The organism is Mesorhizobium sp. P3_A10 (assembly GCF_056403175.1).
Genome location: NZ_JBFUFZ010000008.1, coordinates 1 through 17,720 on the forward strand (window position 1 = coordinate 1; position 17,720 = coordinate 17,720).

The window sequence follows — 17,720 nt, forward strand, 5'->3', positions numbered from 1 at the left end:
TAGGTCGCTGCCAGGGGTCTGCTAAATGCACGTTGAACTCACATCCAATCGGATGGAGTGAAATCTTCTCCTTACGAACAGGCCCGCCAACGGGACTACGGGCCGCGCAAGCGGCCCTTTCATTTGGTGGTCTCTTGATTCCGGTAAGCTAAAACTTACCTCTAAGGTTGACGCGGGGTGGAGCAGCCCGGTAGCTCGTCAGGCTCATAACCTGAAGGTCACAGGTTCAAATCCTGTCCCCGCAACCAAATCACAAAAACGGCCCGCCATCGCGCGGGCCGTTTTGCTGTTCAGCCGTAGCCTGCAAGAAGGCCAAGCCGACGCGGCGGGACAGAGACCAATCCCTGTCCCAGCAACCAGACAACAAGCCCGTCAGGCATCAGCCGGCGGGCTTTCTTGATTCTGGTGGTGTCCCGCCGAGAGGCTATTTCAAAGCGGCGCGGCGGATGCTTCGCAGATACGATTTTTCGTCGCGGACGAGCCGATTTGCGATTTTGGCTGGACAGGGGAGTATTGGGGATCGCAAGTTTTCGGTATAGAACTCGATAAGCTCATCTGCGCGGGATTGGCCAATTTGCCGATCTCGGCGCTGATGTTCAAAGATCGCATCCATCCAGCAATCACCGATTTCACCCCACGCTGTGGCCACGCGAAACTGAGCTGACCCCTCCATGATGGACCAGCCTATCGCTCATCCCGACGTCCCGCCGATCGTGTCGTTTCGCTCGGTCACGAAACGCTATGACAAGATCACGGTCGTCGACGATCTCTCGCTTGAAATCGTCAAGGGTGAATTTCTGACCCTGCTCGGGCCAAGTGGTTCCGGCAAGACGACGACGCTGATGATGCTGGCCGGCTTCGAATGGCCGAGTTCCGGGCGCATCTTCATGGACGGGCAAGACATCACCGATCTGCCGCCGCACAAGCGCGAGATGGGCGTGGTCTTCCAGAGCTACGCACTGTTCCCGCATATGTCGGTCATCGACAATGTCGGGTTCCCGCTCGCCGTCCGCAATGTGCCTGCCGGCGAAGCGAAGCGCCGCATCGGCGATGCGCTCGAACTCGTCCATCTCTCAGGCTATGGCGATCGCAAGCCCGGGCAGCTGTCGGGCGGCCAGCAGCAGCGCGTCGCGCTTGCCCGTTCGCTGGTCTACCGCCCGCGCATCGTCCTGATGGACGAACCGCTCGGCGCGCTCGACAAGGCACTGCGCGAGCAGATGCAGATCGAGATCAAGCAGATCCACCAGCAACTCGGCGTCACTTTCGTCTATGTCACGCACGACCAGGACGAGGCGTTGACTATGTCCGACCGGGTTGCAGTGGTCCATGAGGGGCGTATTCAGCAGATCAGCCCGCCGGTCGAGATCTACAACCGGCCGCGTACCCGCTTCGTCGCGAGTTTCCTCGGTGAGACCAACATGCTGCCCGGCACCGTGGTTGGTATCGAGGGCGCCTTTGCCGAGATAAGGCTGGCCAGCGGAGCTGTGCTTCGCGCCCGCGCCGGCGATGGCATCTGCGCCGGCAAGGATGCCGTCCTGGTGGTGCGGCCGGAGGCGATTTCGGAAATCCATGCCGACGGCAACGCCATCGAAGGGACATTGCTGGACCAGCTTTTCCACGGCGATCATGTGCGCGTGCGGATCACCATTGCCGGCGCGCAAATCCTGCAGCTCAAGCTGAAACCGCAGGCCTGCGCGGCCTTGCCGGCACCCGGCCAGACGCTGCGCCTTTCCATTCCGGCCGAGGAGGCTCTGATCCTCGCCTGAACCTGGACTTGACCATTCAAAATCAAAGAGGGGAACTTCATGCTCAAACAAACTGGACTCGTCGCCGCGTCTTTTCTTGCTTGCACCATGCTTGTCGGCAACGCCTATTCACGCGATCTCGTCATCGTCTCCAATGGCGGCACCTTCCAGCAGGCGCAGCACAACTTCATTTTCGAACCGTTCTCCAAGAAGACCGGCATCAAGGTCGTCGAGGACATCTGGGACAACGGCATCGGCGTCATCCGGACCAAGGTTGAAAGCGGCGACAGCGGTTGGGACATCGTCAACGCCGAAAGCGAGGAGCTGGAGATCGCCTGTCAGGAAGGCCTGATCCTTCCGCTCGATATCGACAGGCTCGGCGGCAAGGACAATTATATCCCTGGCGCCGTCCACAAATGCGGCATAGGTGCTGCGATCTACAATCACGTTCTGGCCTACGACAAGACCCGCGTCAGCGCCGTGCCGACCTGGGCGGATTTCTTCGACCTGAAGAAGTATCCGGGCAAGCGGGCGCTGCGCTCCTCGCCCAAGACCAATCTCGAATTCGCGCTGATCGCCGACGGCGTTCCGCTCGCCGATGTCTACAAGGTGCTGTCGACACAAGAAGGCGTCGATCGTGCCTTTGCCAAGCTCGATACGATCAAGTCGTCGCTGGTGTTCTGGACCGCGGGCGGCCAGCCGATGCAGCTACTCGGCTCGGGTGAGGTGGTGATGACCTCGTCCTTCAATGGCCGTGTCACCAATGCGATCCACAAGGACCACAAACCGTTCGGCATCGTCTGGGACAAGTCGCTGCAGACGGCGGACAGCTGGGTTATCCTGAAGACCTCGCCGAATGTCGACAAGGCCTACGAGCTTCTGAAATTCGCCGGCGAGGCAGGGCCGCAAAGCCACCTGCCCGAGCTCCAGCCGATCGGCATCACCTCAGCCAAGGCTGTCGGCATGGTCAAGCCGGAACTGCTCGCCGACCTGCCGACCGCGCCGGAAAACGCCAAGGACGTCCTCCAGATCGATGCTGCTTTCTGGGTCGACAACACTGACGCCCTGACCGCCCGCTGGGCCGAGTGGTCGGCCGCCCAGTAGGTGGGGGGTCGGTGATGCTGAAGGGACGGAAGGGCGGATTGCTGCGCAGCTACGCGCTGATCGCACCGCTGTTTCTGTTCCTGCTGGCCACCTTCCTGCTGCCCGTCGGCATGGTCATGTGGCGCAGCATTGCCGATCCCGAGTTGCGGGCGGCGTTGCCTGCCACCGCTGACCGACTGTCGGCATGGGACGGCCGGGGCACGCCGCAGTCGGCCTTTGCCGCGCTGGCCAGCGATCTCAGGGTAGTCGACGGCCCTGCTCTCGCTTCGCTCAGCCGCCGGCTCTCTTATGAGAATCCCGGCTTTCGCGCCTTGCTGCAATCGACCAAACGCAAGCTGGAGGCTGCACCGGCCGGTACCGCCGATCTGGTCTCGCTCGATCCGCAATGGGGTGCGAACCAAACATGGCAGGCCATGAAGCGTGCCGCCGGGCCTGTCGGTATCTTCCACATCCTGTCCGCGCTCGATCTCAGGCAGAACTACGAGACCGGCATCGGGCCTTCCCGCTCAGGCGTGGCGCTCTACCGCTCGATCATGCTGCGGACCTTCGCGATCGCTGCCACCACGGCAGTCATTGCGCTGGCGCTCGCCTTTCCGCTCTGCGCCTTTCTGGCGCGCCAGAGCGACCGGGTGCGCAACCTGCTGCTGCTGATGGTGCTGCTGCCGTTCTGGACCTCGATCCTGGTCCGCACCATGGCCTGGCTTGCGCTGCTGCAGGACCGGGGCGTGATCAACACATTGCTGATGGATCTGGGTCTCATCGATGAACCCTTGAAGCTGCTCTACAACCGCGTCGGCGTCATCGTCGCGCTGGTCCACGTCATGTTGCCGTTCATGATCTTTCCGCTGCTCGCCGCCATGCGATCGATCGATCCGCATCTTTTCAGAGCGGCGCTGTCGCTTGGCGCGTCGCCATTCTATGCCTTCCGGCGTGTCTACCTACCGCAGGTCATGCCGGGCGTCATGGCGGGCACGCTGATGGTCTTCGTCGTCACGCTCGGCTTCTACATCACGCCGATGCTGGTCGGCGGCCCCGGCGACCAGATGATCAGCTACTATATCGCCTTGTTTACCACCGGCACGCTGAACTGGGGTCTTGCCTCAGCACTAGGCCTGGTCCTGCTGATCACGACCCTTTTCCTCTACGCCATCCAGAACGCCTTGCTGCACCGCAGCGGCGTCGGCATCCGCCAGGAGGTCCGGTGACCGGTCCGAGACAAACCTTCGCCAGCCGGCTCGGTCGTCTCTGTCTCGGCCTGATGGCGGCAATCGTGCTGGCCTTTCTGATGTCTCCGCTAATCACTATCGTGCTGTTCTCGTTCAAGAGCGGCGGCGATTTCACCTTTCCGATCACCGGCTGGTCGTTGAAATGGTACCATGAGTTCTTTTCCACCCAGACGTGGATGGATGCCTTGCGCAACAGCCTGGTGCTGGCCGTCGCCACGACCTTGCTGGCAACGCCGCTCGGCACCATGGCCGCACTCGGTCTGGCGGCACCCGGTCTGCCCGGAAGGCGACTGATCTCCGCGCTGCTTTTGGTGCCGATGATCGCGCCGGTCGTCATCGTCGGCGTCGGCATGTATTTCGTCTTTTCGTTGACCGGTTTGGCTGCAACCTATCCAGGCCTCGTCCTTGCCCACACAGCTCTCGCCGTGCCCTTTGTGGTGGTGACCGTGTCAGCTGTCCTGACCGGCCTCGACCGCCGGCTGCTCTGGGCCGCGGCCAGCATGGGAGCGCCGCCCTTGCTTGCCTTCCGCAAGGTGACGCTTCCGGTCATCCTGCCGGGCATCGCTTCGGGCGCGCTGTTTGCCTTCGCCACCTCGCTCGACGAGGTCGTCGTGACAATGTTTCTCGCCGGTCCTGGACAGCGCACCTTGCCGCGCGAGATGTTTACCATCGCTCGTGACACGCTGACGCCGACCATCGCGGCTGCCGCAACCGTGCTGATCGCCGCCTCGATCGTGCTGCTGGCCGTTTCGACGATGCTTGGCCGTTCGAACCGATAGGGCTTTGGCCGGCGCGCTTGTCGGCACGACCCGTCGATGCTAGCTGCATGACCAAAGCGCGGGCGTAAAACCGTGGCCCAACTCTCTGCCTGGCAGCAGAAGGATTGAATCTTCTTAATGAAGTCGAGGGCCGATATTTCCGCGAGACACCGCTTCATTCTGGCAGGGGCGCGGCTGCTGTTGACGGTTCGCCACGCGATGCTCGTCATGCGATTTGCAAGGAGGTTTGGCTATCTGCCCAACCCTGCCGCGCCGGAGACCTATCACGAGCGGATGCTTTGGCGCAGAATCGTCGACCACAATCCGTTGTTCGTGACGTTGTCGGACAAGCTCGCCGTGAAAGATTACATCCTCAAGGTTTGCCCGGAATTGATGGTGCCGGAGACGCTGTGGTCGGGCCGCGATCCCGATGACATTCCGCTCGACCTCTTGGCCAAAGACGTGGTGGTCAAGACGAACCACGGCTGCGACATGAATATTTTCGTTTCCGACGGCCGGCCAGATCGCACGACCATCGTAAGCGAGACCAGACGCTGGCTCGGGAAACGTCAAGGGCGCCACAATGGCGAATGGGCCTATTGGTCGATTACACCGACGGTCTTCGTCGAACAGCGGCTGCCGCTCAGCGGCGGCGAGATCGCCACCGAGATCAAGGTCCAGATCTGCAGCGGTGTCGTGTGCCATGTCAGGGCCGAGGACAAGAAAGCACGCATGTCGCGGCTGTTCGATCCTGAGGGCAATCCCTTGCCCGGTCGCGATGTCGACTATCCGCGCGAGGACCAGGCGCTGCCCGTGACAGCGCGCCTGGTCGAATTCATTCGTCAGGCAGTCGTCATCGCGCCGCGCATCGCTGGCGATCTCGACTATGTCCGTGTCGATTTTCTGGTCACCAACGAGCGGCTGTTCGCTGGCGAGGTCACCGTCTATACCGGGGGCGGCTACTCCGTCTGGAGCAATCCGGCCATCATGGCGGACATCGAGCGGCACTGGCGGCTCGATCAATCGGATTATTTGCGGCGGCGGCACACGGGCATTGCCCGGCTCTATGCAAATGCGCTGCGCGCGAAATGTATGGCGGACGGTGGCGATTTGCACCCGGCCCATCTTGTCGGGTCCCCGCCTCTGGAAACGCTGCAGACCTAGACCATGATCCCAACCCTCGGGTTGAGGTCATGGTCTAACAGCAAAAGTGAGCCTCATCCCGATCCTATCGGGATGATTGGGCCCTGTCTGGCTGGTTTCGATCCGAACCGCCGTCCAGCCACTCGATATCCGCCGGTGAAAGCGCAATGTCGAGTGCCTGGAGGCTGTCTTCCAGTTCACCGAGCGTGCGCGGACCGATCAGGGGAACCGACGGAAAGGGCTGCGCCAGCACATAGGCGAGCGCGACATGGATCGGGCTTTTGCCCAGCCTGTCGGCGAGTTCGATCGCCCGGTCGCGGCGGCCGAAATTTTTCTCCGAATACCAGACCCGGACGAGTTCCTCATTGTCACGCTTGTCGCGGCCGGCGCGGTCGGTGAAGAAACCGCGTCCCTGGCTCGACCAGGCGAAATTCGGCATCTGCCTGGATGTCAGCCAGGCTTTCCACTCATCGCTGGAGGAGGTGACGCAGCCGGCCCAGATCGGTTCCAGCATCTCGGCCAGCGAGAAATTGTTGGAGAGCGCGCCGGGCTTCTGCTTGCCGGTCCGCTCGGCATAGGCAATCGCCTCATCCATGCGCTCCATCGTCCAGTTGGAGCCGCCGAACGGGCCACGGATGCGCCCGGCCTTGACCTCCTGGTCCATGGCGTCGACGAACTCGCCGACCGGCACATCCGGATTGTCGCGATGCATGAAATAGACGTCGACATAGTCGCTCTGCAGCCGGTCGAGCGACTGGGCAAGCTGCTTGCCGATCACATCGGGATAGCAGAGCGGCGAGTGTGCGCCCTTGCCGATGACCACCGATTGCTCGCGCACGCCGCGGTTCTTCAACCACTGGCCGAGCAACGCCTCGGTATAGCCGGCGCCATAGACATAGCCGGTGTCGAACAGATTGCCGCCCGCTTCGAAAAAGCCATCGAGCAGGATCGCGCCCGAGGAAAAGCTGCGGAAATCCTCGAAGCCAAGCGCCACCACGGAAGCCGGTTTCGACAAGCCCGGAATGTTGCGCTTGCCGATCGCCGTGCCGTTGGAGCGCAACGGCCGGCCGGAAATCGTGTTGACGCGTCTCGTGGACTTTTCGATCTCGTATTCGAGGCCGGCCGCAGAGCGCCATTTGTCGAGCACGCGCAGTGTGCCTAGGCTATCGGCCCAGCCCATACCCGGCCAGGCAAATTCCTGGTTACCGGCAAGGATGGCCTCGCCGGCGGCGTCGACCTCGAAAGAGTAGAGATGGCGCGTTTCATTGACACTGATGGTGTCGCGCGTCCCGTCGTAACGGACCACGTCGATCTTGCCGAGACCGACATCGCGGTTGCCGCCGGCGAACCAGAAATCCGGCACCTCGATGCGGCCCTTGGTGCCAAGGATGCGCAGCACATTGTCCTGGTTGAGCGAGATGCTGCAGGAGACTTCGGCGATGATGCCGCCTGGAAAATGCAGCAGCGCCGAGGCCCACTCATCGACACCGGACGGGCCAAGATGCGCGGTACCGGTCACCTTGTCGGGCTCGGCGAAAGGCATTCCTGCAACTGCGCCGGCAATCAGCCGCGCCATGGAGACGGGATAGCCGCCGACGTCCAGAATGCCGCCGCCCGCGAGATCGTTGGCATAGAGCCGATGCTCCGGCATGAAGTCCGGCATGGCGAAGCCGAAGCTGGACTTGATCATACGGACCTCGCCAATGACACCCGACCTGATCAACTCGACCAGCTTCAGCGTCTGCGGATGCAGCCGGTACATGAAGGCCTCGCCGAGAAACGTACCGGCCTTGCGGGCGGCATGGATCATCGCGTCGGCCTCGAAGGCGGTCAGCCCCATCGGCTTTTCGCACAGCACGTGCTTGCCGGCCTCAGCCGCTTTGATCGCCCATTCGGCATGGCCGGGATGGGGTATCGAAATATAGACCGCATCGACATCCGGATCGGCGAGCAAGGCGTCGTAGCCGTCGAGGATGCGGGCGCCGGGAAAGCTTTCGACCAGGCCCGATTTGCTTGGGTTGCGGGCGCCGAGGGCGACCAGTTTGCCGGTGCGCGACTGGGCCACGCCACCGGCAAAGGCCAGGGCAATGCTGCCCGGCCCGAGAATGCCCCAGCGGATGGGCGCGGTTGAAGTCATTGTCATTCTCCTTGACGGCTAGAAAGAGTGTAAAGGCTGGAAAGGGAAAGCGGTCAGCGCAGCCGCAGCCCGTTTTCGTCGAACAGGTAGGATTTGCGGATGGAAACAGTGACCTCGGTGGTGTCGGGAACCTTTGCCGCGTCGCGCTGAATCACCACGTCTTCGCCGTTGGTCGTCCTGGCATAGAGAAAGCTGGTGCCGCCCAGATGCTCGACCACGTCGATGCGCACGACAAGGTCGGCATCGCCTTCTCCGGCATTGCCGAAATGTTCGGGCCGCACGCCGACGATGACCTTGCTTCCCGTCTCGGGTGCTGCGCCGGTCAGAGGCTGCGTGATGCGGGTCTTTTCCTGGCCCGCCAGCTCGACAACGATGCCGTGCGTGTCGCGCCCGACAACGCGGCCGTTGATGAAGTTCATCTTTGGCGAGCCGACAAAACCGGCCACGAACTGATTGTCGGGATTGTCGTAGAGATCGAGTGGACGGCCGATCTGCTCGACATGGCCGCCGCGCAGCACCACGATCCTGTCGGCCAGTGTCATCGCCTCGGTCTGGTCGTGGGTGACGTAGATCATCGTCGTGCCCAGTTCCTTGTGCAGGCGCGAGATCTCGACGCGCATCTGTACCCGGAGCTCGGCGTCGAGATTGCTCAGCGGCTCGTCGAAGAGGAACACCTGGGGCTCGCGCACGATGGCGCGGCCGATGGCGACCCGCTGGCGCTGGCCGCCGGAAAGCTGGCGCGGCCGGCGGGCCATCAGCTCGGTGATGCGCAGGATCTCAGAGGCCCGCTTCACCCGCCGCTCGGTATCGGCTTTCGGATTGCCGGTCATCCTGAGGCCGAAGCTCAGATTCTGCTCGACGGTCATATGCGGATAGAGCGCATAGGACTGGAACACCATGGCGATGCCGCGGTCGGCCGGCTCGACATCGTTGACCACCTTGCCGCCAATGGCGATCTCGCCGCCGCTGATGTCCTCAAGCCCGGCGATCATCCTCAGCAGCGTCGATTTCCCGCAACCGGAGGGGCCGACGAAGACGACGAACTCGCCGTCGCTCACATCGATGTTGGCGCCATGAACGATCTCGAAGTTGCCAAAGCGCTTGACGACATTGCTGAGGGTTACCGCCGCCATTGCCGATCCTTACTTGATAGCGCCGGCGGCAATGCCGGCGATGAAATGACGCTGCAAGAGAACGAAGACGACCAACATCGGCGCCGTCAGCATCATCGAGCCTGCCATGATGCCGCCCCATGATACTTTGGTGAGGCCGATCAGCGTGCCGAGCGCCACGGGAGCCGTCATCGAGCCGGGCTGGCTGTTGATCAGCAGCGGCCAGAGATAGTTGTTCCACGAGGCAAGGAACAGAATGATGGCCAGTGCCGCCAGCGTCGGCCGCGCCAAAGGCAGCGCCACGAACAGGAAGATGCGCCATTCCTTGACCCCTTCGACTCGCGCGGCGTCGAACAGATCGGCCGGCATCATAGAAAAGCTCTGTCGCATGAAGAGGACACCCAGCGAATTGAAAAGCGGCGGTACGACCAGCGCCACCCAGGTGTTGGCGAGCTTGAAGTCGCGCGCCACCATGATGAATTGCGGGATCAGCACAACGGCATAGGGCAGTGTGATGGTGCCGAGGATGATCGCCACGACCGCGCCCTTGCCGAAGAACTGATAGCGCGCCAGCGCCCAGCCGGCCATCGAGGTGAGCAGCACCGACAGCACCGTGTAGGTCACTGCCACCGAAACCGAGATGCCGATGGCGCGGATGAAATCGGTATCGCGTTGCAGATTGTTGAAATTCTCAATGAAATTGCCGTGCGGCAGAAGCTCGATGCCGGGGCTGAAGATGCCGTTGTCGGGCATCGTCGAAAAGATCGTCATCATCCACAGCGGAAACAGCCAGATCAGCGCCAGCGGCGTCAGGAAAAGGTGCAGCGCGATGCTGCGACCCAGTTTGGCTTGCGAACGCGAGCTCATTTCGGCTCCTTCGTCAGCCAGAGTTGCACCAGCGTGATGGCGATTGCGAGCCCAGCCATGGTGTAGGCGACGGCCGAGGCGTAGCCGAAGTTCAGCGACCTGAAACCCTGACGGTAAAGCAGCAGCCCGAGCGTTTCGGTGCCGCCGCCCGGGCCGCCGCGTTCGGTGATCAGGAACGGTTCGGTGAACAGCTGCATGGTGCCGATGATCGACAGCACGCAGCAGAAGACGATGATCGGCTTCAGCAATGGCAGGGTGATGTAGAAGAACTGCTTCACCTTGCTGACGCGGTCGAGCGTCGCCGCCTCGTAGACATCCTGCGGGATCGACTGCATGCCGGCGAGCAGGATGATGGCGTTGTAGCCGGCCCAGCGCCAGGTCACCGCGATCATGATCAGCGCCATCGCCGGCGTGACGTTGGAAAACCAGTCGACGCTTGGAAGGCCGACGCTGTTCAGCAATTTGTTGATGATGCCGAAATTGAGGTTGAACATCAGCCGGAAGACTGCGGAATAGGCGACTTCGCCAACCACGACCGGGGCGAAGAAAGCGAAGCGGAACAGGCCTCTGGCTTTCAGCAGCGGCGAATTCAAAAGCACGGCCATCACCGTGGCGAGCGCGATCATCACCGGCACCTGGATAACCAGGATGAGCAGCGTGTTCTTCAGAGCATTGAAAAAGGCTGGGTCGCCGATCAGCCGGCCCCAGTTGAAGCCGGGCGCAAACCGCCAGGGCACGGTGCGCGTCGCCTGGAAGGAGATCAGGAAAGAGTCAATGATCGGCCATAGCCAGAAGATCGCGAAGATCAGCAGATAAGGCGCGAGGAAGCGATACGCCGTGGCGTTCTGATAGCGCATGGTTGCCTCCTTTCCGCATTGGCGGGTGAGCACGCGTGCTCAAACACGCAGCGCGTTGAATGGTCCCGGGCAGCATCGATGCCGCTCGGGACCATCTCGCCCAGATCAGGACTTGACGGGCAATCCGGTCGCTGCCGCGATCTGATTGGCTGCATCATCGAGCGCGGTCTTGGCGTCCGGATAGCCGCCGCCCAGATATTTGGTCTGCACCGAGCGCATGATGATCTCGGCATCGCTCTGGAACGGCGTGCCGCGGCTGGGCACGACCTTGGGCAAGGTGGAGAGAATATCCTTCCACACTGCCTGACCACCCCAATAGGGCAGGCCTTCGGAGACATAGGGATCATTGAGCGCCGAGACCAGCGAGGGCACGAGGCCGAAGTCCTTCAGCATCGTTATCTGGCCTTCATTGGTCTCGAGCGTGTATTTCAGGTAGGCGTAGGCGGCTTCCTTGTTCTTCGAGGCCGATGTGATGGCCAGCGAAGAGCCGCCGAGATTGGCGGCGCGCGGGCCGTCGGCCGTCAGGCTCGGCATGAGATAGACGCCCCATTTGCCGTTTTCGCCCGCCGATTCAGTGCGAATGGTGCCCTCATACCAGCCACCATAGATCTGGGTGGCAACGGCACCGGCGGTGTTGTTGGTGATCTTGGTGCCCCAATCGGCCGAGGAGATGATGCCTGCGTCCTTCATCTCCTTGATCTTGGTCAGGGTATCGACACATTTGGGCTGGTTGACCGTGATCGACAGCCCGTCAGCGGCAAAATAGGCGCAGCCCTGTTCGTTGGCGATCATGCGGAAGAATTCGGTGTCGCCGTTGAAATCGGCATTGGTCATCGTCACGCCCGGATTGGCGGCCTGGATCTTCTTGCCGGCGGCGATGAAATCGTCCCAGGTCTTGATCGAGGCAGGATCGACACCGGCCTTCTCATAGAAGTCGCGGCGGTAGAAGGCGGCGACAGGGCCGGAATCCCATGGCATTGCATAGGCCTTCTCGCCCACTTCGAGTTCGGTGCGCTTGAAATCGGGGAATTTTGCCTGGTCCTCGGCGGTGTAGCCAAGCGTATGCAGGTCGACGAAGCAGTCGGGGAACTGGCTCCAGTAGTTCTCGGCCTCGCCATTCTCGATCGAGACGATATCCGGCAGCCCGACGCCTCCGGCGGCACAGCCGGCGATCGACTTGTCATAGGTCGGCTGGTTGCCGACATCCTCGACCGTCACCTTGACGTCGGGGTACTGCTTGTTGAAGCCGGCTACGGTCGCCTTCAACGATGAAGCGGCGATGTTCCAGCTCCAGATCGTGATTTCGCCAGACTGCGCAAGCGCCGGGCTTGAGCCCAGGGCAAGCGCAAGCGCGGCGCAGGTCAATATGGTGCGCATTGAAATCCTCCCATTTCATTTGCTCTGTCTTGGTGAGCGTGGCTAGACTATGCGGTAGGGAAGGCTTGTCGCCGTCAAAGGGAATAAGAAATTGGCGGAAAGTAAGATGCCGGAACGACCGTTTTACCAACCTGGCGCCAGCAGTGTGGAAGGCCTGCCGCTGCTGCTGCAGATGTTTCACACACAGCCCCTGGTTATGCTCAAGCCGCATTGGCACGCCCAGGTCGAGGTCAATTTCATTGTGCGCGGCAGCGTGCACTACCGCATGAACGACCATGAGATTTCGCTTTCGGCCGGCGAGATGTGCCTGTTCTGGGGCGGCCTGCCGCATCAGATGGACGATCTCAGCGACGATGCCGTCTATGCCGGCGCGCATCTGCCGCTGGTGCATTTCTTCCGGCTGCACCTGCCGACCGATGTCCGGCATCGGCTAATGACAGGCGCGACACTGGTGAGCGATGCGACCGACCGGTCGGACGACGACAGTTTCGAGCGCTGGAACCGCTACGCCCGCTCCGGCGATTCGGCAAAGGCGGAGCATGCCGTGAACGAGCTGCTGCTGCGGCTGGAGCGGATGCGGTTCGAGCCGTACCGGCTCGTGCCCGAAAACCCGATCGGACAGGCAGCCGGCAGCCCCTTCGATCAGCAGTCTTCACGCAATGTCGGGCGTATGTGCGACTTCATCGCGGAGAACTTTCTCTACGACATCGACTGCGTGAACATCGCGGCCGCTGCCGACATTCATCCCAAATACGCTATGAGCACCTTCAAGAAATCGACCGGCATGACGCTCAACGAATATGTGAATTTGTTGCGGCTCAGCTATGCCCAGGCGATGCTGATGCACCAGGACGCCAACGTGCTCAGGGTCGCCATGGACTCCGGTTTCGGTTCGCTCAGCGCCTTCAACAAGTCGTTCCGCAAGCTTGCCGGCATGACGCCTTCCGATTTCCGCAAGGGTGTGGGCATCAGGTAATTCCGCCAATCCGCGATCGGCTGGCCAGGGCCTGTTCCATCGCCAGTCAATTGGCAGGGACACCTTCCAGGCGCTGTTTCGGTTCGCGGGCGCCGGTGACAAAGCTGCGCCAGCCGCCATAGGCCGAGATGTCGGCTGCTGCCGCCAGCCCGGCAGTTTCGACCAGGAAACCCTTGGCCGACGTGCCGTCTGCGAGGTCGATTGTGCCGATGCCAAGCGGCGACGGGATCGCGGCGACGAAGCGCCCGAACGCGTCCGGCTCAAGCCGCCAGACCTCGACATCAATCGCCATGCCGCCACTGGCGACCCGCACCAGCCCCGGCTTGGGCACAGACTGACCGGCGAGTGCATAGAGCCTGTAGGCCGGCGCTGTTTTCACGGCTCTCGAGAATTGCGCATCGAGCTTTTTCAGCTGGCCGTTGAGCGGCATGCCCGAGAGATGCGCACCGACCACCACCAGATCGATCATGCCGTCGGCGATTGGCGACGGAGGAAGCAGAGGGGCCGGCTGCGGCCAGTCCGTCGCGCCGAGCAAGAGGCCGCTGGCGGTATGCAGGTCGCGGGCAAGTGCTGCCGTCAGCGCGTCGCCGCCGGCCGGCGCAAGCAGCGTGACGCTCATCGGCAAGCCGTCATCGCGCTTTCCGGTCGGCACAGCGATGCCGCACATGTCGAGCAGGTTGACGAAATTGGTGTAGGTGCCGAGCCGGCTGTTGGTGAGGATCGGGTCGGCAAGCACCGCATCGACCGTGTAGTGGGTCGGCGCGGTCGGCACGCAGAACAGGTCGACCGAGGCGATGATTGGAGCGAGTTTCGCCTTGTAGGCCTGCAAGGCATAAAGGCCGCGAAAGGCGTCCGCGGCCGACAGACTTCTGGCGCCGCCGATGATCTTGCGCGTCACCGGATGCAGGGCGGCTTCGTTGGACTCCATGAAATCGCGGATCGCCACATAGCGTTCGGCCACCCAGGCGCCCTCGTAGAGGAGGTTGGCGGTGCCGTAGAAATCGCCGAACGGGATTTCGACCAGCCGGCAGCCGAGCCGCGACAGCATGGCAAGCGAGGCCTCGAAGCCGGCCTGCATCGCCGCATCGCCGAAGAATTTCAGGTCGGCTTTTGCCGGGATGCCGACGCTCAGCACCGGCGGGCGCGCGGCGAGCGGCTGGACGGCGATGTCGCGCGAATAGGCATCGGCCGCATCGCGCGCTGCCGCCACGGAGAACACCCGATAGGCGTCATCGACAGTCAGCGCGAACACCGAGACGCAGTCCAGCGTGCGGCAGGCCGGCACGACGCCGGCCGTCGAGAGCGCACCGACTGTCGGCTTCAGGCCGACGATGTTGTTGAGGCCGGCCGGGATGCGGCCGGAGCCGGCGGTGTCGGTGCCGAGCGCGAAGGAGACGATGCCGCGCGCCGTTGCCACCGCCGAACCCGAGGAGGAGCCGCCCGGCACCAGCTCCTCATCGATGGCGTTGCGTGGGATCGGCCAGGGCGTGCGCACGCCGACGAGGCCGGTGGCGAACTGGTCGAGATTGGTCTTGCCGACGACGAGCGCGCCGGCGGCCTTGAGCCGTGCCACCACGGTGGCATCCCTATCGGGCCAGTAGGTGTATTCGGCGCAGGCCGCCGTCGTCGGCATGCCGGCGACGTCGATGTTGTCCTTCACGGCGAAGGGAACACCCCAGAGCGGTTTTGCCGCCGGGTCGAACGGGCCGAGCGCTTCGGCCGCGGCAAGCAGATCCGCCCTGGCGGCGAGATGGATGAAGATGCCCGGATCATCAGCGGTCTCGATGCGGGCATAAATCGTCGCGATCACATCGCCAACGCTGACGCCGTCCCGATAGGCCGCGTGCAGGCTCGCTATGTCGAAGCGGACATCACTCATTTCGTCTCCCCCAGAATGATCACCGGCAGGTCCCATTGGATCAGCACGACGCAGCCGTCTTTCGTCCACACCGAATGCTCGGTCCCGACTGGATTCAGGATGACGCTGCCTGCGGGATAGTCGCCGTTCTCGTCGCTCTGGGTGCCTTCCAGCACGACGATGGTCTCCAGCCCGACATGGCGGTGGCGCGGCACGCCGGCGCCGGGCTGGTAGTTCAGGATCGCAACCGAAGGTTCGACCGGCCCGCCCTTGAGCAGCCAATGCACGGTGATGCCGTGACGGAAATGCTCGAACGCCAGATCGCGCCAGCCGCCATTGACGAGGCCAGCAAAAGCAAGATTAGGCATTGGCAATTCCCTGAAGCACCTGGTCGGCCATCGCCGTCCAACCGACGATGGCGCCTTGCGCCCTGATCATGGCCAGGGCCGCCGCCTTGAACTCCGGGAAATAGCTTTCCGTAGCGTCCTCGGCGAGCAGGCACTCATAGCCGCGATCGTTGGCCTCGCGCATCGTCGTCTGCACGCAGACTTCGGTGGTGACGCCGGCAAAGACAAGTTGCTGTGCGCCGAGCCGTTTCAGATCGTCGCCAAAACTGGTTGCGTAGAACGCGCCCTTGCCGGGTTTTTCGATGACGATCTCGCCGGGCAGCGGGGCAAGCTCGTCGAGGATTGCCGTGCCCGGTTCGCCGACGATCAGCACACGGCCCATCGGGCCGACATCGCCGATACGGATCGACGGATTGCCGCGATTGCGCTTGGCCGGCGGCAGGTCCGAAAGGTCGGCCCTGTGGCACTCCATGGTGTGGATCACCGGCAGGCCGGCGGCGCGGAACCCTTCGATCAGCTTCTTCACCGTCGGCACGATGGCTGTGACGCGGCTGACGTCGTTGCCGAGGCTGGCGCCGAAGCCGCCGGGCTCGGCGAAATCGCGCTGCATGTCGATGACCACCAGCGCCATGGTCTGCGGTTTGAAGGTGAAGGAAAACGGCAGTGCATTGATTTCTGCCATCAGTGATGTCCCGCCATATGCTCGCCGATGGTCTGCACGCTGGCTTGCGCAATCGGCGTCTCATAGACCAGCGCGCCGTCCGACATGACGAAGATGCGATCGGACAGTTCGAGCAGTTCGTCGAGGTCTTCCGACATCAGGAGCACGGCGGCACCCGCATTGCGCGCCTTCATGATACGGGCGCGGATCTCGGCCACCGCCGAGAAGTCGAGGCCAAAGCACGGGTTGGAGACGATCAGCAGGTCGACCTCGCCGGTGAGTTCGCGGGCCAGCACGGCGCGCTGCACATTGCCGCCCGACAGCGACGAAATCGGCGAGGCAAGCGATGCGGTCTTGACTTTGAACTGCTCGACCAGCCGGGTCGCATAGTCCCTGATCGCGCTCATCCTGATCCAGCTGATCGGCTTGCCGGCTTCGTTCAAATCGAAGGTCCGGAAAGCCATGTTTTCCGCCACCGTCATCTTCGGCGCGCAGGCATTGCGCAACGGCTCCTCGGGAATGAAGCGGACATTGAGCGTCCGCGCCTCGCTGCGGCTGGCGCCATAGGGCGAGCCCTTGACCAGAACGTCGCCGCCGTCGCGTGTGCGCTGTCCGGCCAGGACTTCGAGAAACTCCTTCTGGCCGTTACCGGAAATGCCGGCAACGCCGACGATTTCGCCGGACTTCACATCGAGTTCGCCGATGTTGATGGTTTTCAGGCCTGTCCGGTCGGGTGCCTTCAGTGCCTTCACTGTCAGGATCTGCCTGGCGTCGATCGGCACCGGAGCGCGACTGTCGAGCGCGGCGATCGGCTGGTCGCCGATCATCATCGCTGCCATCTCCCTGTGCGACAGGTCCGACACTTTTCCGGTTCCGGTCAGTCTGCCCTTGCGCAGCACCGTGATGTCGTCGGCAAACGCCGTCACTTCATGGAATTTGTGCGAGATCATCAGCACGGTGAGACCGCCCGCTCTGGTCATGTCGCGCACCAGGCCCAGCACTTCCTGGGCTTCGCCGGGGGTGAGCACTGAAGTCGGCTCGTCCAGCACCAGGAAGCTGCGGCCGAGATAGAGTTGCTTGATGATTTCCAGCTTCTGCTTTTCGCCGGCGGCGAGCTCGGCCACCTTGACGTCGAGCGGCAGCTTGAACGGCATCCGCTCCATGAAGGCTGCAAGGTCGGCGCGCTCTTGGCGCCAGTCGATGATCCCCGGCACCTTCTCACGTGAAATGACCAGGTTTTCCGCGCCGGTCAGTGACGGGACAAGCGTGAAATGCTGGTAGACCATGCCAAGCCCGAGTGCCGAAGCATCGCGCGGGCTGGCGATCGCCACCTCGCGGCCGTCGACCAGAATGTCGCCCGAGGTCGGGTGGTAAAAACCCATCATGCATTTGACCAGCGTCGACTTGCCGGCGCCATTTTCGCCGAGCAGCGCGTGGAACGATCCGGCAGGCACCTTGATCGAGACGTCGCTGAGCGCGGTAAAGGCGCCGAAGCGCATGGTCATGCCGATGGTCTCGACGCTGACTGCTTTCCTGCCGCCTTCACTCATGG

15 protein-coding genes and 1 tRNA gene are annotated in these 17,720 nt (G+C 62.6%); 7 read left to right on the forward strand and 9 right to left on the reverse strand.

Annotated features, from left to right (window positions below; genetic code table 11):
- Positions 1 to 171: 171 nt before the first annotated feature.
- The 6 genes from AC1DXU_RS25755 to AC1DXU_RS25780 all read left to right on the forward strand — a co-directional run bounded on the left by AC1DXU_RS25755 (position 172) and on the right by AC1DXU_RS25780 (position 5,997).
- A tRNA-Met gene (locus AC1DXU_RS25755) sits at positions 172 to 248 on the forward strand.
- 423 nt (positions 249 to 671) lie between these two features.
- Positions 672 to 1,766 (forward strand): ABC transporter ATP-binding protein, encoded by a 1,095-nt coding sequence (locus AC1DXU_RS25760; RefSeq protein WP_477373521.1) that lies wholly within the window; start codon positions 672 to 674, stop codon positions 1,764 to 1,766.
- A 39-nt stretch (positions 1,767 to 1,805) separates the two neighbouring features.
- Positions 1,806 to 2,849, forward strand: a complete 1,044-nt coding sequence (locus AC1DXU_RS25765) for an ABC transporter substrate-binding protein (RefSeq protein ID WP_477373523.1) — start codon at positions 1,806 to 1,808, stop codon at positions 2,847 to 2,849.
- A 14-nt stretch (positions 2,850 to 2,863) separates the two neighbouring features.
- Complete coding sequence (locus AC1DXU_RS25770) at positions 2,864 to 4,054, forward strand: ABC transporter permease (RefSeq protein WP_477373525.1); 1,191 nt, start codon at positions 2,864 to 2,866, stop codon at positions 4,052 to 4,054.
- Entirely contained in the window at positions 4,051 to 4,854 is an 804-nt protein-coding gene (locus tag AC1DXU_RS25775) for an ABC transporter permease (protein ID WP_477373527.1), read from the forward strand. Before AC1DXU_RS25770 ends, AC1DXU_RS25775 begins: the two co-directional genes overlap by 4 nt.
- Positions 4,855 to 4,971: 117 nt before the next feature.
- A complete protein-coding gene (locus tag AC1DXU_RS25780) occupies positions 4,972 to 5,997 on the forward strand; it encodes an ATP-grasp fold amidoligase family protein (protein WP_477373529.1) in 1,026 nt (341 codons plus the stop codon).
- 64 nt (positions 5,998 to 6,061) lie between these two features.
- Here the strand turns inward: AC1DXU_RS25780 and AC1DXU_RS25785 are convergent, their stop codons facing one another.
- The 5 genes from AC1DXU_RS25785 to AC1DXU_RS25805 form a co-directional block, all read right to left on the reverse strand.
- Entirely contained in the window at positions 6,062 to 8,113 is a 2,052-nt protein-coding gene (locus AC1DXU_RS25785; protein ID WP_477373531.1) for an aldo/keto reductase, read from the reverse strand.
- Positions 8,114 to 8,166: 53 nt separating this feature from the next.
- On the reverse strand, positions 8,167 to 9,246 hold the full coding sequence (locus AC1DXU_RS25790; RefSeq protein WP_477373533.1) for an ABC transporter ATP-binding protein: 1,080 nt from the start codon (positions 9,244 to 9,246) through the stop codon (positions 8,167 to 8,169).
- A gap of 9 nt (positions 9,247 to 9,255) precedes the next feature.
- Entirely contained in the window at positions 9,256 to 10,092 is an 837-nt protein-coding gene (locus AC1DXU_RS25795; RefSeq protein ID WP_477318741.1) for a carbohydrate ABC transporter permease, read from the reverse strand.
- Positions 10,089 to 10,949, reverse strand: a complete 861-nt coding sequence (locus AC1DXU_RS25800; protein WP_477318743.1) for a carbohydrate ABC transporter permease — start codon at positions 10,947 to 10,949, stop codon at positions 10,089 to 10,091. The genes AC1DXU_RS25795 and AC1DXU_RS25800 overlap by 4 nt, the downstream gene beginning before the upstream one ends.
- A gap of 105 nt (positions 10,950 to 11,054) precedes the next feature.
- Positions 11,055 to 12,326: an extracellular solute-binding protein gene (locus AC1DXU_RS25805; RefSeq protein ID WP_477318745.1), complete on the reverse strand. Its 1,272-nt coding sequence runs from the start codon at positions 12,324 to 12,326 to the stop codon at positions 11,055 to 11,057.
- A gap of 106 nt (positions 12,327 to 12,432) precedes the next feature.
- Between AC1DXU_RS25805 and AC1DXU_RS25810 the strand changes: the two genes are divergently transcribed.
- Positions 12,433 to 13,302 (forward strand): helix-turn-helix domain-containing protein, encoded by an 870-nt coding sequence (locus tag AC1DXU_RS25810; RefSeq protein WP_477318747.1) that lies wholly within the window; start codon positions 12,433 to 12,435, stop codon positions 13,300 to 13,302.
- A 46-nt stretch (positions 13,303 to 13,348) separates the two neighbouring features.
- Here AC1DXU_RS25810 and atzF read toward each other — a convergent pair whose 3' ends face one another.
- Genes atzF through AC1DXU_RS25830 form a run of 4 tightly spaced genes read right to left on the reverse strand, consistent with a single transcriptional unit; the run spans position 13,349 to position 17,718 of the window.
- On the reverse strand, positions 13,349 to 15,181 hold the full coding sequence (gene atzF, locus AC1DXU_RS25815) for an allophanate hydrolase (protein WP_477373535.1): 1,833 nt from the start codon (positions 15,179 to 15,181) through the stop codon (positions 13,349 to 13,351).
- On the reverse strand, positions 15,178 to 15,528 hold the full coding sequence (locus AC1DXU_RS25820) for a cupin domain-containing protein (RefSeq protein WP_477318751.1): 351 nt from the start codon (positions 15,526 to 15,528) through the stop codon (positions 15,178 to 15,180). Before AC1DXU_RS25820 ends, atzF begins: the two co-directional genes overlap by 4 nt.
- The gene (locus tag AC1DXU_RS25825; protein WP_477318753.1) at positions 15,521 to 16,189 is read right to left on the reverse strand and encodes a cysteine hydrolase family protein; all 669 of its coding nucleotides are present in this window, start codon (positions 16,187 to 16,189) and stop codon (positions 15,521 to 15,523) included. Before AC1DXU_RS25825 ends, AC1DXU_RS25820 begins: the two co-directional genes overlap by 8 nt.
- Positions 16,189 to 17,718 (reverse strand): ABC transporter ATP-binding protein, encoded by a 1,530-nt coding sequence (locus AC1DXU_RS25830; RefSeq protein ID WP_477318755.1) that lies wholly within the window; start codon positions 17,716 to 17,718, stop codon positions 16,189 to 16,191. Before AC1DXU_RS25830 ends, AC1DXU_RS25825 begins: the two co-directional genes overlap by 1 nt.
- Positions 17,719 to 17,720 lie beyond the last annotated feature (2 nt).